Origin of the sequence: Acidovorax sp. Root70, from assembly GCF_001428225.1 — a bacterium.
GTDB lineage: Bacteria > Pseudomonadota > Gammaproteobacteria > Burkholderiales > Burkholderiaceae_C > Acidovorax.
On sequence record NZ_LMHQ01000003.1, the window covers coordinates 101,674 to 115,623 of the forward strand.

The window sequence follows — 13,950 nt, forward strand, 5'->3', positions numbered from 1 at the left end:
GCTATGCAGATCGAAGCCGCCCCCACCGAAAAACGCTACGAGAAGGCCGAAGGCGAACGCCGGGGGCTCATCATCGTCAACACCGGCGACGGCAAGGGCAAAAGCACGGCCGCCTTTGGCTTGGCGCTGCGCGCCCATGGCCGGGGCAAGGCCGTGAAGATTTTCCAGTTCATGAAGGTGCCCACCGCGCGCTTTGGCGAGCACCGCATGTTCGAGCAGATCGGCCTGCCCATCGAGGGCCTGGGCGACGGCTTCAGCTGGAAGAGCAAGGACCTGGAGCACTCTGCCAAACTCGCACGCGACGGCTGGGAAAAGGCGCGCGCCGCCATCCTGTCGGGCGAGCATTTTCTGGTGGTGCTGGACGAGATCACCTACCCACTGATCTACGGCTGGCTGCCGCTCGATGGCGTGCTGCAGACCCTGCGCGAGCGGCCCAAGGACGTGCATGTGTGCCTCACCGGCCGCCGCTGCCCGCCCGAGATCATCGAGCTGGCCGACACCGTGACCGAGATGCAGATGGTCAAGCACGCGTTCAAGGCGGGCATTCCCGCGCAGCGCGGCATTGAAGACTAGGGCCTGGCCCTCGTGTCCACCCCCTGGCTTTTCCTGCTGATGCCTACCTGGGCCTGGCCCGCTGCGGCGGTGGGCCTGGGCGTGCCGCTGCTGGCGCTGGCCATCGACTGGTGGCTGGGCGAGCCGTCGGCGCGCTGGCATCCGGTGGTGTGGATGGGCTCGGCCTTGCACCGGGGGGGCGAGTGGGTGGCCCCGCTACAGCCTGTGGCACGGGACTTTCGGCGTTTTTGGCTGGGGGCGCTAGTGTGGATTGCCCTGGCTGCTATTGTTTTGATAGTTTCCTGGTGGCTGCAGCATGCGGCCTTGATGCTGATGGCCTGGCTGGCCGTGATGATGCTGGCGTTTTTGCTCAAGCCCTTGCTGGCCTGGCGCATGCTGCACGACGAGGTGCTGGCGGTGGAGGTGGCGCTGGGCCAGTCGCTGCCCGCCGGGCGCGCGCAGCTGGCCCGGCTGGTGAGCCGTGACGTGAGCGCACTCACCGCCGTGCAGGTGCGCGAGTCGGCCATCGAGTCACTGGCCGAGAACCTGAATGATTCCGTGGTGGCGCCGCTGTTCTGGTTTGCGCTGCTGGGCCTGCCGGGGGCTGCGCTCTACCGCCTGGCCAATACGGCCGATGCCATGTGGGGTTACCCCGGTATGCGCAGCGGGCGCTACTGGCAATGGGCGGGCAAATGGGCGGCGCGGGCGGACGATGTGCTGTCTTGGGTGCCTGCCCGCATTACGGCCCTGTTGTTGGCCGTGGTGGCCAAGGGCCTGCCGTTTTCTGCCCTGGCCCGCCAGGCGCGCAAGACGCCATCCCCCAACAGCGGCTGGCCCATGGCGGCCATGGCGCTGGCGTTGAATGTGCGCCTGGCCAAGCCCGGTGTGTACACGCTGCACAGCAAGGGCCGCAGGGCGGGGCCGCTGGATACGCGGCGCGCTGCGCGCCTGGGCACGCAGGTGGTGCTGACCATGGTGCCCGTGGTGGCGTGCCTGCAGTTGCTGGTCCTGGTTGCAGTCGCTTGGGCGCACCCATGACCTCCCCGAGTTGTTTCTCCACGTCCGCACCATTGCATGGTGGCCCAGACGCGGCGGGCATCCCGCTGTTGGATTTCTCGACCAACAGCAATGCCTGTGGGCCATGCCCGGAGGCGCTGCACGCCGTGCAGGCGGCCGACGCCACGCGTTACCCCGACCCGGCCTACACAGCGCTGCGCGAGGCCCTGGGCGCCTTCCACGGCGTAGACCCCGGCCGCATCGTGCTGGCGGCCAGTGCCAGCGAGTTCATCCACCGCATCACCGCGCTGGCCGCACAGCAGGGCGCCGTGCAGGTGGCCGTGCCGCCACACAGCTATGGCGACTACGCCCAGGCCGCGCAGGTGCGTGGGCTGGAAGTGCTGCGGGGTGATGGTGCGGTGGGTTTGCAGTGGGCGTGTGAGCCGTCCAGCCCGCTGGGCCTGGAGGATCCCCGCCTGCACGCCTGGCGGCAGGGGGATGTGGATGCCGTATGGCGTGTGCTCGACTGCGCGTATGTCCCCCTGCGGCTGGACCCTGAGGGCACATGGACGGGCGCGCCTTCGCGGCGCACGCCCTCGGCCTGCTGGCAACTCTGGACCCCCAACAAGGCCCTGGGGCTCACCGGCGTGCGCGCCGCCTATGCGATTGCGCCTCCGGACTGCGAGGAGCAGGCGCGTGCGCTCACAGCCCTGGCGCCATCCTGGCCCGTGGGTGCTCATGGCGTGGCCCTGCTGCAGGCGTGGATGCAAGCCACCGTGCAGCAATGGCTGGTGCACAGCCTGCGCACGCTGAGCGACTGGAAGGCGCGCCAGCTGGACTTGTGCACCGACCTGGGCTGGGCCGTGCATGCGGGCAGCCTAGCCAACTATTTCTGCGCGCAGCCCGCCACCACCACATTGCAAAGCAACCTGGCGGCGCTGCGCGCCAGTGGCATCAAGCTGCGCGACACCACTTCGTTCGGCCTGCCCGGCACCGTGCGCCTGGGGGTGCTGGCGCCCGCCGCACAAGACGCGCTGCGGGCTGCATGGCAGGCTCTGCCGGGTCGTACCATCCCGAGCTGCGTTTCAACCGGTTCATGGGAGACCTTGTGAGAACCATCACCGTCAACCGCTACGTCACGCCGCTGCGTGAAGGTGGCTCCATGCCTGCCATCGTCGAAGGCGACGACCTGGGTACCTATGTGCTCAAGTTCCGTGGCGCCGGGCAGGGCGTGCGTGCGCTGCTGGCCGAGATGATCGCGGGCGGCATCGCCCGTGCGCTGGGCCTGCCCGTGCCCGAGATCGTGCTGGCCCAGCTCGACCCCGCGCTGGCGCAGACCGAGCCCGACCCGGAGATCCAGGACCTGGTGCGCGCCAGCGGTGGCCTGAACGTGGGGCTGGACTACCTCTCGGGCGCGCTCAATTTCGACCCGGCGGTGGATGTGGTGTCGGATGACTTCGCGTCGCGCCTGGTGTGGTTCGACGCGCTGGTGGGCAATGTGGACCGCACCGCGCGCAACACCAATCTGCTCATGTGGCACCGCCAGCCCTGGCTCATCGACCATGGCGCGGCGCTGACCTTTCACCATGCGTGGAACGGCACGGTGGCGCAGCCCGCGAAACCCTTTGCACCGATTGCCGACCATGTGCTGCTGGCCCGGGCCACGCAGCTCGCGCAGGTGGATGCGGAGCTGGCCGCACGCCTCACGCCCGAAGTGGTGGTTAGCATCCTGGCCGAGGTGCCCGACGAGTTCTTGTTGCTGGCCGGTGCCGACCACGAAGAAAGTCTGCTGACCGCCGCCGCCACCCACCGCCAGGCCTATGTGGACTACTTCTGCGCCCGCCTGGCCGGGCGCGCCACCTGGGTGAATGCGTTGAAGGAGGCCGTCAATGCACGCGCCTGAGGTGTACGACTACGCCATCGTGCGCGTGGTGCCGCGCGTGGAGCGCGAGGAGTTCATCAACGCGGGCGTGATCCTGTCGTGCCAGCGCACCGGCTTTCTGCAAGCCGCCATCGCGCTCGACGAAGCGCGCCTGCTGGCCATGGACCCGCACGCCGACATCGACACCGTGCACCGCCACCTGGCCGCCATCGTGGCCATCTGTGCGGGCGACGAAGCCTGTGGCCCGATTGCCCGCCTGCCGTACCGCCAGCGCTTTCACTGGCTCACCGCCAAGCGCAGCGCCATCATCCAGACATCGCCCGTGCACACCGGCCGCTGTACCGATGCAGCGGCAGCCCTCGAACACATCATGAACCGCATGGTCCGCCCACTGCCGTGACTTCGACCACATCCTCCCCACTGGCCCGCTGCGTGATGGTGCTGGGCACCACCAGCGGCGCCGGCAAAAGCTGGCTCACCACCGCGCTGTGCCGCTACTACAGCAACCAGGGCCTCAAGGTTGCGCCGTTCAAGGCGCAGAACATGAGCAACAACGCACGCGTGGTGCCGGGCCCGGCTGGCGTGATGGGCGAAATCGGCAGCGCGCAGTATTTCCAGGCGCTGGCTGCGCGTGCCAAGCCTGAAGTGCGCGTGAACCCTTTGCTGCTCAAGCCCGAGGCCGACACGCACAGCCAGGTCGTGCTGATGGGGCAGGTGAGTGCCGAACTCACGGCCATGCCCTGGCGCGGCCGCAGCGAAAAGGTGTGGCCGCAGATCGCCGCAGCGCTCGATGCGCTGCGGGCCGAGAACGACGTGGTCGTGATCGAGGGCGCAGGCTCGCCCGCCGAAATCAACCTGCACGCCAGCGACATCGTCAACATGCGCGTGGCGCGCCATGCCGATGCACGCTGCCTGCTGGTGACGGACATTGACCGGGGCGGCGCGTTTGCCCACCTGTATGGCACCTGGGCACTGCTGCCCGAGGATGAGCGCGCGCTTATCCAAGGCTTTGTGCTCAACAAGTTTCGAGGCGATGCCAGTCTGCTGGCGCCTGCGCCGCAGATGCTGCAAGAGCTGACCGGCGTGCCCACCGTGGCCACCATCCCCATGCAGTGGCGCCACGGACTGCCCGAAGAAGACGGCGTGTTTGACGACCGCACCTTGTCCGCAGGCGCTGTGCATACCACCGTGGCCGTGTTGGCCTACCCGCGCATCAGCAACCTGGACGAGTTCCAGCCGCTCAAGAACGTGCCCGGCGTGCGCCTGCTGTGGGCCCGCAGCCCGGCCGATCTGGCGGGGCTCAAGTCCACCGACTGGGTGGTGCTGCCCGGCTCCAAGTCCACCGCCGCCGACCTGGCCTGGCTGCGCACGCAGGGCCTGGACCAGGCCATTGCCCATCACGCGGGGCAGGGCGGCACGGTGCTGGGCGTGTGTGGCGGCCTGCAGATGCTGGGCGAGGCACTCATTGACACCGCAGGCATCGACGGCAATGCGCCGGGCCTGGGCCTGCTGCCCCTGGTCACCACCTTCGAGGTCGCCAAAACCGTGCAACGCACACAGGCGCAGTTTAGTGCCATGCAGGGCGCCTGGGCTGCGTTGGCCGGTGTGCCCGCCACCGGCTACGAAATCCACCATGGCCAGACGGCCCAGCACCCGGCCATGGCCGCCAAGGGCGATGTGGCGCGCGAGGTCATCCCCGGCATCGCCTGGCAGAACCCGGCGGGCAATGTGCTGGGCGTGTACCTGCACGGCCTGTTCGAGGACGCGGCGGTGCTGCACGCGCTGTTTGGTGCGCAGGTGCCCACGCTGGACAGCGTGTTTGACGGCCTGGCGGGTTTTCTGGGCAGCAGCTTCACACCGGGCGTGCTGGATGCGCTGGTGGCGCGGTAGGGAACCGGCCACCGTGCGTCTCAACGCCTCACAGTCGTTCGCAATGGCAGGCGAGGGTGGTGTACGGAAAGCGCACGGTGTCTTGTCCGTGCAGTGCGGGGTGCCGCTCTATCAAGGCCTCGATCTGCGCGCGCACTGCGGTGCGTTCGGCATCGGGGAGGGCCGCGATGAAGCTGATCGACATGAAGCGGTCCACGATGACCTGTTGGGGTGGCCCCACATGCTCATGGGTCAGCCGGGTCTCGACCAATGGGCTGAAGCCGGGGTGCGGAAAGGGCTTGCGCCAGTCGCCCTTGTAGAAGCGCGGGGCATCGCCCTCGTAGGGCGTGATGATGGTGGTGAGCTCTGCCACCCAGTCCACCGATTCATCGCGTACGTTCCACACCAGGCCCAGCGTGCCGCCCGGGCGCAGCACGCGGTGAAATTCGTCCAGGGCGTCGCGGGTGGCAAACCAGTGAAAGGCCTGCGCACAGACCACGGCATCGAGTGTGCCGGATGGCAGCGGAATGGCCTGCGCCGTGCCCGCCACGGCACGCACCTTAGGCAGTTGCAAGGCATCGATCTTGGCGCGCATGGCGTCCACGGGCTCCACGCCCACCACCGTGGCCCCGGTGGTTGCGAGCAGGGCGGTGAACTTGCCGGTGCCCGCACCCACGTCGGCCACCTCGCGGCCGGGGCCCAGGCCCAAGGCCTGTGCCAGCCAGGCCGACAGCGCCGCCGGGTAGTCCGGCCTGCCGCGCGCGTAGGCCTGCGCTTCTTTTTCAAAACCTTGCTGTGCCGCTTTGTGCACGGCGTTCTTTGTGTTCTCGATCACCATGACCTCATCTTTCGTACTTCCATCCGTTGCTGACCTGCATGATGCCGCGTTGGCCAACCGCCTGCAGCACGTCATTGACCACAAGACCAAGCCCCTGGGCTCGCTGGGCCTGCTGGAGCGCCTGGCGCTGCGCCTGGGCGTGATTCTGGGCACCGAATCTCCTGTGTTGCACGCCCCCCAGATGCTGGTGTGCGCGGGCGACCATGGCCTGGCCGCGCGGGGTGTCTCGGCGTTCCCGAGCGATGTGACCTGGCAGATGGTGGAGAACTTTCTGGCGGGTGGCGCGGCCGTGAGCGTGCTGGCCCGCCAGCACGGCCTGGGCCTCACGGTGGTGGACTGTGGCGTGGCCAAGCCCATTACTGCGCGCGATGCGGGTCCCGGCCAGCCCCGCTTGTTGCTGCGCAAGGTGGCACCCGGCACGAAGGATGCCTCCGTCGGCCCGGCCATGAGTGCCGAGCAATGCGCCCAGGCGCTGGCCAACGGGGTGGAGGTCGTGCGTGAGCTGCCGGGTAACGCCTTGCTGCTGGGCGAGATGGGCATTGCCAACACCTCGGTGGCATCGCTGCTGCTGGCGCGCCTGGCGGGGCTGCCGCTGGCCGAGGTGACGGGCGCGGGCACAGGGCTGGATGCTGCGGGCATCGAACGCAAGCGCGCGGTGCTTCAGCAGGCGCTGGACGCCAATGCCGGCGCCACCAGCCCGCTGGATGCTCTGGCCGCCCTGGGCGGCTACGAGGTGGCTACGTTGGTGGGTGCGGTGCTGCAGGCAGCGGCCGAGCGGCGCGTGATTGTGGTGGACGGCTTCATCACCAGCGCGGCCGTGCTGGTGGCCAGCCGCATCGCGCCGCAGGTGCTGCAGCGCTGCGTGTTCGCCCACCGTTCGGGCGAGCGGGGCCACGCCCTGATGCTGGAGCAGATGCAGGCCGAGCCTCTGCTGGACCTGGGCTTGCGCCTGGGCGAAGGGTCGGGTGCGGCGCTGGCCTGGCCGTTGCTGCAGTCGGCCTGTGCCGTGCTGCGCGAGATGGCGAGTTTTGAATCGGCCGGTGTGGCCACGCAGACGGCCTGAGTCGCCGTACTGGAAGAGGTTTCAGCCCACCACGGTGCGGTTGCGGCCTTCTTCCTTGGCGCGGTAGAGGGCGGCGTCGGCGCGGGAGAGCATGGCGTCGAGGGTCTCCTGTGGCCCGGTCCAGCTGGTCAGCCCGATGCTCACCTCGCAGTCCAGCGGGTGGCCCGTGGCCAGTGTGGCGTGGATGCGCTGGGCCACGCCCAGGGCGGCCTGGGCGTCGGCTCCCGGCAGCAGCACTATAAATTCCTCGCCCCCATAGCGGCCCAGGCGGTCGGCGCGGCGCAGCACCTGGCGGGTGCGCTCGGCAAAGTGCACAAGCACCGCATCGCCGTGCTGGTGGCCGCGTGTGTCGTTGACTGCTTTGAAGTTGTCCAGGTCCACCATCATGATGGACGGCCCGTTGCCGTAGCGCTGCGCGCGCTCCAGCTCGTCCTCACAGCGCTGCAGCAAGGCACGGCGGTTGAGGGCCTGGGTCAGCGAGTCGTAGGTGGCCAGGTGTTCCAGCTCGGTGCGCAAGCGGTCGGTGGCCATCAGCACCGCGCCGATGGACAGCATGAGCACGGTGAGCGCATAGGCACCGATGTACAGGGTCTGGAACAGCGATGGCTCCATCAGGTCGTTGCCTGCGTGCCCAGCCAGTATCGAAACCAGCCTGACGCCCAGCACCAGCATGTGCAGGCCCAGCATCACCTCCACCAGCCGCACGGGGAAGTTGCGCCCACCGTGGTGCAGCATGAAGCGCAGCTGCGCGGCATACAACGCCCCCATCACCACGGTGAAAAACCCCACCCGCACCGCATAGTTGGGCCACCCGTAGGTCAGCCAGGCAAACACGACCGTGGTGCCCGCCATCACCCAGTTCCAGGTGCGCCAGGTGGCGGGCTGGCCCATGAACTGTCGCGTGCCCATGTAGTAGGTGACCGAGCCCAGCACCAGCAGCTGATTGGCCAGCACCAGGCCCAGCCAGTCAGGGATGGCGCCGCGCGCGCCAAACAGCACGGTGGACAACAGCCACAGCAGTGGCGCCGCCGCCCAGCCCCCCACACCGCGAATGCTGGGCGGGTAGTGCCGCCGCATGAACAGCAGCACCATGGCCATGACGGCAGACATGAAGCCCGCCAGGGCGATCATGGAGCGCGGGTCGAGGTTCGTCATGCGGCAGGCAGGAGAAGGAGGAAGGACGCGCTGACGTAATAAATTGTTTCAGATGCGAAGCCAGTATAGCCACGCACCTGGCGGGCACAGCGCTGTTTCGGTGCATGGTTTGCCCGGGGTAGGGTTGGGGGCAGGACGGGTGTGGGCCGGTATGGGGCGGCAAGGTGCGCCTTGTTGGTGCATTTTGTATGCAAAGTACATAAAACATTGTGTACAAAGTTGGCATGGGCTTTGCGTAGGGCATACCCATGCAAAGCACCCACCCTGCGCCCACCCCCGCCGCCATTGAAATCATCGCGCTCACCAAGCGCTATGCCAGCGGCAAGCCCGCCGTGGATGCGATCAACCTGCGCATTGCCAGCGGCAGCTACTGCTGTTTGCTGGGGCCCTCGGGTTGCGGCAAGAGCACCACCTTGCGCATGATTGCGGGGCACGAGTCGGTGACCAGCGGCGACATCCTGCTGGAGAACCGCAACATCACTGATCTGCCCGCCGCCGCGCGGGGCACGGCCATGATGTTCCAGAGCTTTGCGCTGTTCCCGCACCTCTCGGCACTCGATAACGTGGCCTTCAGCCTGAAGATGAAAGGCGTGGGCAAGGCCGAGCGCCAGGCCCAGGCGCGCGACCTGCTGGAGCGCGTGGCGCTGGGTCATTTGGCCGAACGCAAACCGGCAGAGCTCTCGGGCGGGCAGCAGCAGCGCGTGGCGCTGGCACGCGCCCTCATCACCCAGCCGCGCGTGCTGCTGCTCGACGAGCCACTGTCCGCGCTCGACCCCTTCCTGCGCATCCAGATGCGCGCCGAGCTGCGCCGATGGCAAAAGGAGCTGGGCCTGACCTTCATCCACGTCACCCACAGCCAGGAAGAAGCCATGGCCCTGGCCGACACCATGGTGGTGATGAACCACGGCGTGATCGAACAGGTGGGCAGCCCACACGAGGTCTACAACCGGCCCGCCAGCGAGTTTGTGGCGCGCTTCATGGGCGGCCACAACGTGATCGAGACCGAGGGTGGCAAGGTGGGCGTGCGCACCGACCACCTGCAGATCGCCCCTACCCAGGCCGAGCTGCCCTGGGGTGCCCAGCACATGTTGGCCGTGGTGACCGATGTGGAATACCAAGGCACCTACGTGCTGGTGGGCCTGCAAAAGCAGGGCGTGGCCTTGTCGGCCAACGCCACGGCGGCCTATTCGGTCATGGTGTCAGAAGCCGCCTTTGCCGCGCACCCTTATCAAGTGGGGCAGGGCGTGCAACTGCACTGGACGCCCGACCAGGCGCACCCGTTGTCCGTGCCTGCTTCTGCCATGGCGCAAGCCGCCTGACCGTGTCGCCACGCAACCCCTTTTTCACCCGTCCCCTTCCGCAACCCAAGGAGTTTTCCCATGTCCGATGCTTTCCGTGCTGATTCCCCTGCTGTTGTCCCCGAAGCCACTGGTGTGGCGCGCCGCTCGCTGCTCAAGGGCACAGCGGGCATCCTGGCCGCTGGCATGTTTCCGGCCGTGCATGCGCAGGAAAAAATCGTGCTGCGCTACCTGGGAACGGCCGTGAACCAGGACAAGGCGATTGCCGAGAAATTCAAGGCCGACACCGGCATCGAGATCCAGTACGTGGCTGTGACCACGGACGACGTGACCAAGCGCGCCGTCACGGCGCCCAACAGCTTTGACCTCATCGACACCGAATACTTCTCGCTCAAGAAGATCGTGCCCACCGGCAACCTGAAGGGCATTGACACCAAGCGCATCAAGAACGCCGACAAGATCACCACGCTGTTCACCACCGGCATGGTGGCGGGCAAGGCCGTGGGCGACCAGGGTACGGCGCCCAAGAAAGTGATTTACCTGGAAGGCGAAAAGTCCAAGAAGTTCGCCACCGCGCCCACGCAGTTCATGTCGCTGATTCCGACGACGTACAACGCCGACACGCTGGGCATCCGCCCCGATTTGATCAAGCGCCCCATCAACTCCTGGGCCGAGCTGCTCAACCCCGAGTTCAAGGGCAAGACCGCCATCCTGAACATCCCCTCCATCGGCATCATGGACGCCGCGATGGTGGTGGAGGCCATGGGCATCTACAAGTACCCCGACAAGGGCAACATGACCAAGAAGGAAATTGATCTCACGATCAAGACCCTGATCGAGGCCAAGAAGCAGGGCCAGTTCCGCGCGCTGTGGAAGGACTTCAACGAGTCGGTGAATCTGATGGCCTCGGGCGAGGTCGTGATCCAGTCGATGTGGAGCCCGGCTGTGACGGCGGTGCGCACCAAGGGCATTGCCTGCAATTTCCAGCCCTTGAAGGAAGGCTACCGTGCCTGGGCTGCGGGCTTTGGCCTGCCCACCACGCTGAGCGGCCGCAAGCTCGATGGCGCATACGAGTTCATCAATTGGTTCCTGGACGGCTGGGCCGGTGCCTACCTGAACCGCCAGGGCTACTACAGCGCCGTGCTGGAGACCGCCAAGTCCAAGATGGAAGCCTACGAGTGGGCCTACTGGATGGAAGGCAAGCCCGCCACGCAAGACATCAAGAGCCCGAACGGCGACGTGCTGGCAAAGGCCGGTGCCGTGCGCGACGGCGGCAGCTACGAGTCGCGCATGGGCGGTATTGCTTGCTGGAATGCGCTGATGGATGAGAACAACTACATGGTTCAAAAATGGAATGAATTCGTCGCTGCATAAGGAGTGCACCCCCTGAGGCGCTGCGCGCCTTCACCCCTCTCTCGACCCGCTGCGCGGGTCGGGAGGGGGACGCTCCCAGCGCGGCGGGGCGGCCCTTGCGCGGGAGCACTGGTCTGGGGCAGCGCCAGTTTTAACGATTAGCGCCGAACTTCAGACCGTTGGATTCATTGATTGCAAACACCATGAGCACGACCACCACACCGTCCTTACCCGCTGCCGCCGTTCCTGGCCGCACCATAGCCGCTTGGTGGCAGGCCGCGCCGTTCACGCTGGTGTTCGCGCTGTTCTTCCTCATCCCGTTGGCGCTGATCGTGATGGTCAGCTTTTGGGACTTCAACGAGTACGAGCTGTTGCCCGGCTTCACGTTCAAAAACTACGTGTCGATCTTTGCGGGCTGTGGTGATGCGTCAGAGGGGCTGTGCGTCACGCTCAAGACGTATTACTCCACGCTCAAGTTCAGTTTTTTGGTGTGGCTGATCACGCTGGTGATCGGCTTTACCGTGGCCTATTTCCTGGCCTTCCATGTGCGCTCGTCGGGCATGCAGACGCTGCTGTTCGTCCTGTGCACCATTCCGTTCTGGACATCGAACGTGATCCGCATGATCTCGTGGGTGCCGCTCTTGGGGCGCAATGGGCTGGTGAACCAAACCTTGATGGGCATGAACCTCATCGAGACGCCGATCGAGTGGCTGCTGTTCTCCGACTTTTCGGTGGTGCTGGCCTTTGTGCACCTCTACACCATGTTCATGATCGTGCCCATCTTCAACAGCATGACGCGCATTGACCGCAGCCTGATCGAAGCCGCCAGCGACAGTGGCGCGAGTGGCTGGCAGACGCTGTGGAACGTGATCGTGCCGCTGTCGCGCACCGGCATCATCATCGGCTCGATCTTTGTGATCACCATCGTCATGGGTGACTTCGTGACCATCGGCGTGATGGGCGGGCAGCAGATTGCGTCCATCGGCAAGATCGTCCAGGTGCAGACGTCGTACCTGCAGTTCCCGCTGGCAGCGGCCAATGCCGTGATCCTGCTGGCCGTGGTGCTGATGATCATCTGGTGCCTCACGCGCCTTGTCGATATTCGCAAAGAACTATGAACACCCCCGTTGCTTGCTCACTGCGTGTAGCCGCCTCCCCCCTCAAGGGGGCGACACCGGTGGCCCGGCAAAGCCGGTTCCACGGTGTCACTGGCCTGGTGCGTGCCATTTTGGACGGCACTGTGCCGAAGACGAACAATCATGGGAATCCAGCATGAAAAACCGCATCCGCGAAACCCGTCCCGCCAGCTTCTGGCCCCTGGCCATTGTTTTTGCGCTGTTCGTGCTGTTCATGTACGGGCCCATGTTCGTCATCTTCATCCTGAGCTTTCAGGGGCCAGAAGGGGGGCTCACCTTTCCGATGCGCGGCGTGTCGCTGCACTGGTTCGCCAAACTGGCCGAAGGGCTGGGCGTGGTGGACATTGGCGCGGCGCTGTGGCGGTCCCTCGGCCTGGGCGTGGCGGTGATGCTGTGCACGGTGGTGCTGTCGGTGCTGGCCGGGTTGGCGTTTCGCAAGCGGCTGGCGGGAGGCAACACGCTGTTCTTCATCGTCGTGGCCAGCCTCATCATGCCGTCCATCATCGTGTCGCTGGGCATCGGGCTGGAGTTCCGGCTCATCGACAACGGCATCAAGGTGGCCCTCGAATGGCTGGGCATGGAAAGCGCGCTGGAGGGCTATGGCACATCGCTGGGCCTGTTTACCTCTGCTCTGGGCGCACACCTCACATGGACGCTGCCGTTTGGCCTGCTCATCATGTTTGCGGTGTTCAACCGCTTCAACCCTGCGTACGAAGAGGCTGCACGCGACCTGGGCGCCACACCCTGGCAGGGCTTTGCGCATGTGGCGCTGCCGCTGATTGCGCCGTCGGTGGTGGGCATCGGCATGTTCGGCTTCACGCTGAGCTGGGACGAGATTGCCCGCACCTCGCAGGCCATTGGTGATGTGAACACGCTGCCGCTGGAGCTGCAGGGGCTGACCAGCACGGTGACCACGCCGTCCATCTATGCGTTGGGCACGCTCACCACCGTGGTGTCGTTTGCCGTGATGGGCATCACGCTGGCGTTGGTGTGGGCTTTGGGCCGCAGGCGCAAGGGCCGTTCGGGTTAAAAACGGCACCCTTATGACGACCACCCTCCCCAAGCCCCGGCGCGCGCGCGCTGCGGTCACCGAACCGCCCGTGCAGCCCGACACGACCGGCCAGCTCAGCGACAACGACATGTACGAGCGCATGGTCTCGGCCATCCTCGACCACCGGCTGCCGCCCGGCACCAAGCTGGTGGAGGACAAGCTGGCGGCTGCCTTCGGTGTCTCGCGCACCCGCGTGCGCCCCGTGCTGGTGCGGCTGGCCAATGAGCAGGTGGTCACGCTCACGCCCAACCGAGGCGCATCCATCGCCCAGCCCACACCACAGGAGGCGCTGGAGGTGTTCGAGGCCCGCCGCCTGCTGGAGCCGCGCCTGGTGGAGCTTTTCATCGCCAACGCCAACGATGGCGACATCGCTGCCCTGCGCACCTGCATCGACGACGAGGAGGCCGCCCGCGCCAGCGGCGACATGCGCCGTGCCATCCGCCTCTCGGGCGACTTTCACCTCCACATTGCGCAGGCGGCCGGGCACCAGACGCTGGGGCGCATCCTGCGCGAGCTGGTCTCGCGCACCTCGCTCATCCTCATGACCTACAGCCCCAGCCATGCCCAAACCCGCGAAGAGGCCACGGCCTGCGGCTGCCGCGAGCACCGGGCACTGATCGACGCGATTCGCCTGCGCGATGCGCGCGAGGCGCCCCGGCTGATGCTGGCCCACCTGGCGCGCATCGAGTCACAGCTGGAGTTCACACCCCCTGCGGCAGAGGTGCCCGATCTTGCGCGGTTGCTCGGCGGGGGCTGA

The 13,950-nt window shown here is 66.6% G+C and carries 14 protein-coding genes; 12 read left to right on the forward strand and 2 right to left on the reverse strand.

The genetic code is table 11. The annotated features are described in order from the left end of the window. Positions 1-3: 3 nt before the first annotated feature. The 6 genes from cobO to ASD94_RS02885 are packed head-to-tail and all read left to right on the forward strand — an operon-like array spanning position 4 to position 5,320. Complete coding sequence (gene cobO, locus ASD94_RS02860; protein WP_056638310.1) at positions 4-573, forward strand: cob(I)yrinic acid a,c-diamide adenosyltransferase; 570 nt, start codon at positions 4-6, stop codon at positions 571-573. Positions 574-612: 39 nt separating this feature from the next. Further along, complete coding sequence (cbiB, locus tag ASD94_RS02865; RefSeq protein ID WP_056638470.1) at positions 613-1,590, forward strand: adenosylcobinamide-phosphate synthase CbiB; 978 nt, start codon at positions 613-615, stop codon at positions 1,588-1,590. Then, positions 1,587-2,660, forward strand: coding sequence for an aminotransferase class I/II-fold pyridoxal phosphate-dependent enzyme (locus tag ASD94_RS02870; protein WP_056638314.1), 1,074 nt, complete (start codon positions 1,587-1,589; stop codon positions 2,658-2,660). The genes cbiB and ASD94_RS02870 overlap by 4 nt, the downstream gene beginning before the upstream one ends. After that, the gene (locus ASD94_RS02875) at positions 2,657-3,451 is read left to right on the forward strand and encodes a HipA family kinase (protein ID WP_056638473.1); all 795 of its coding nucleotides are present in this window, start codon (positions 2,657-2,659) and stop codon (positions 3,449-3,451) included. Before ASD94_RS02870 ends, ASD94_RS02875 begins: the two co-directional genes overlap by 4 nt. After that, complete coding sequence (locus ASD94_RS02880) at positions 3,438-3,830, forward strand: DUF3037 domain-containing protein (protein ID WP_056638317.1); 393 nt, start codon at positions 3,438-3,440, stop codon at positions 3,828-3,830. The genes ASD94_RS02875 and ASD94_RS02880 overlap by 14 nt, the downstream gene beginning before the upstream one ends. A 35-nt stretch (positions 3,831-3,865) precedes the next feature. Continuing rightward, positions 3,866-5,320 (forward strand): cobyric acid synthase, encoded by a 1,455-nt coding sequence (locus ASD94_RS02885; protein ID WP_056638320.1) that lies wholly within the window; start codon positions 3,866-3,868, stop codon positions 5,318-5,320. Between the two features lie 28 nt (positions 5,321-5,348). Here the strand turns inward: ASD94_RS02885 and ASD94_RS02890 are convergent, their stop codons facing one another. Then, on the reverse strand, positions 5,349-6,137 hold the full coding sequence (locus tag ASD94_RS02890) for a class I SAM-dependent methyltransferase (protein WP_056638323.1): 789 nt from the start codon (positions 6,135-6,137) through the stop codon (positions 5,349-5,351). Between ASD94_RS02890 and cobT the strand changes: the two genes are divergently transcribed. Then, the gene (gene cobT, locus ASD94_RS02895) at positions 6,136-7,200 is read left to right on the forward strand and encodes a nicotinate-nucleotide--dimethylbenzimidazole phosphoribosyltransferase (protein WP_056638325.1); all 1,065 of its coding nucleotides are present in this window, start codon (positions 6,136-6,138) and stop codon (positions 7,198-7,200) included. The two genes, ASD94_RS02890 and cobT, sit on opposite strands and share 2 nt — an antisense overlap. 21 nt (positions 7,201-7,221) lie before the next feature. Here cobT and ASD94_RS02900 read toward each other — a convergent pair whose 3' ends face one another. Further along, positions 7,222-8,355, reverse strand: coding sequence for a GGDEF domain-containing protein (locus ASD94_RS02900; RefSeq protein ID WP_233247160.1), 1,134 nt, complete (start codon positions 8,353-8,355; stop codon positions 7,222-7,224). Between the two features lie 248 nt (positions 8,356-8,603). Here ASD94_RS02900 and ASD94_RS02905 point away from each other — a divergent pair, with 248 nt between their 5' ends. The 5 genes from ASD94_RS02905 (at position 8,604) to ASD94_RS02925 (ending at position 13,950) form a co-directional block, all read left to right on the forward strand. Continuing rightward, positions 8,604-9,674, forward strand: coding sequence for an ABC transporter ATP-binding protein (locus ASD94_RS02905; protein ID WP_056638328.1), 1,071 nt, complete (start codon positions 8,604-8,606; stop codon positions 9,672-9,674). Positions 9,675-9,734: 60 nt separating this feature from the next. Then, the gene (locus ASD94_RS02910) at positions 9,735-11,027 is read left to right on the forward strand and encodes a PotD/PotF family extracellular solute-binding protein (RefSeq protein WP_056638332.1); all 1,293 of its coding nucleotides are present in this window, start codon (positions 9,735-9,737) and stop codon (positions 11,025-11,027) included. 182 nt (positions 11,028-11,209) lie between these two features. Next, positions 11,210-12,124 carry an ABC transporter permease gene (locus ASD94_RS02915; protein WP_056638335.1) on the forward strand — a complete coding sequence of 305 codons (915 nt, stop codon included), beginning with the start codon at positions 11,210-11,212 and terminating at the stop codon, positions 12,122-12,124. A 154-nt stretch (positions 12,125-12,278) separates the two neighbouring features. Beyond that, entirely contained in the window at positions 12,279-13,172 is an 894-nt protein-coding gene (locus ASD94_RS02920; protein ID WP_056638338.1) for an ABC transporter permease, read from the forward strand. A 13-nt stretch (positions 13,173-13,185) separates the two neighbouring features. Continuing rightward, a complete protein-coding gene (locus tag ASD94_RS02925) occupies positions 13,186-13,950 on the forward strand; it encodes a GntR family transcriptional regulator (protein ID WP_056638341.1) in 765 nt (254 codons plus the stop codon).

What these genes read in the sequence shown, in the direction of transcription:
- ASD94_RS02920 (WP_056638338.1), top strand. Translation starts at nt 12,279, where the DNA reads ATGAAAAACCGCATCCGCGAAACCCGTCCCGCCAGCTTCTGGCCCCTG.
- cbiB (WP_056638470.1), top strand. Translation starts at nt 613, where the DNA reads ATGCCTACCTGGGCCTGGCCCGCTGCGGCGGTGGGCCTGGGCGTGCCG.
- ASD94_RS02910 (WP_056638332.1), top strand. Translation starts at nt 9,735, where the DNA reads ATGTCCGATGCTTTCCGTGCTGATTCCCCTGCTGTTGTCCCCGAAGCC.
- ASD94_RS02915 (WP_056638335.1), top strand. Translation starts at nt 11,210, where the DNA reads ATGAGCACGACCACCACACCGTCCTTACCCGCTGCCGCCGTTCCTGGC.
- cobT (WP_056638325.1), top strand. Translation starts at nt 6,136, where the DNA reads ATGACCTCATCTTTCGTACTTCCATCCGTTGCTGACCTGCATGATGCC.
- ASD94_RS02885 (WP_056638320.1), top strand. Translation starts at nt 3,866, where the DNA reads ATGGTGCTGGGCACCACCAGCGGCGCCGGCAAAAGCTGGCTCACCACC.
- ASD94_RS02880 (WP_056638317.1), top strand. Translation starts at nt 3,438, where the DNA reads ATGCACGCGCCTGAGGTGTACGACTACGCCATCGTGCGCGTGGTGCCG.
- ASD94_RS02870 (WP_056638314.1), top strand. Translation starts at nt 1,587, where the DNA reads ATGACCTCCCCGAGTTGTTTCTCCACGTCCGCACCATTGCATGGTGGC.
- cobO (WP_056638310.1), top strand. Translation starts at nt 4, where the DNA reads ATGCAGATCGAAGCCGCCCCCACCGAAAAACGCTACGAGAAGGCCGAA.
- ASD94_RS02925 (WP_056638341.1), top strand. Translation starts at nt 13,186, where the DNA reads ATGACGACCACCCTCCCCAAGCCCCGGCGCGCGCGCGCTGCGGTCACC.
- ASD94_RS02890 (WP_056638323.1), bottom strand. Translation starts at nt 6,137, where the DNA reads ATGGTGATCGAGAACACAAAGAACGCCGTGCACAAAGCGGCACAGCAA.
- ASD94_RS02905 (WP_056638328.1), top strand. Translation starts at nt 8,604, where the DNA reads ATGCAAAGCACCCACCCTGCGCCCACCCCCGCCGCCATTGAAATCATC.
- ASD94_RS02900 (WP_233247160.1), bottom strand. Translation starts at nt 8,355, where the DNA reads ATGACGAACCTCGACCCGCGCTCCATGATCGCCCTGGCGGGCTTCATG.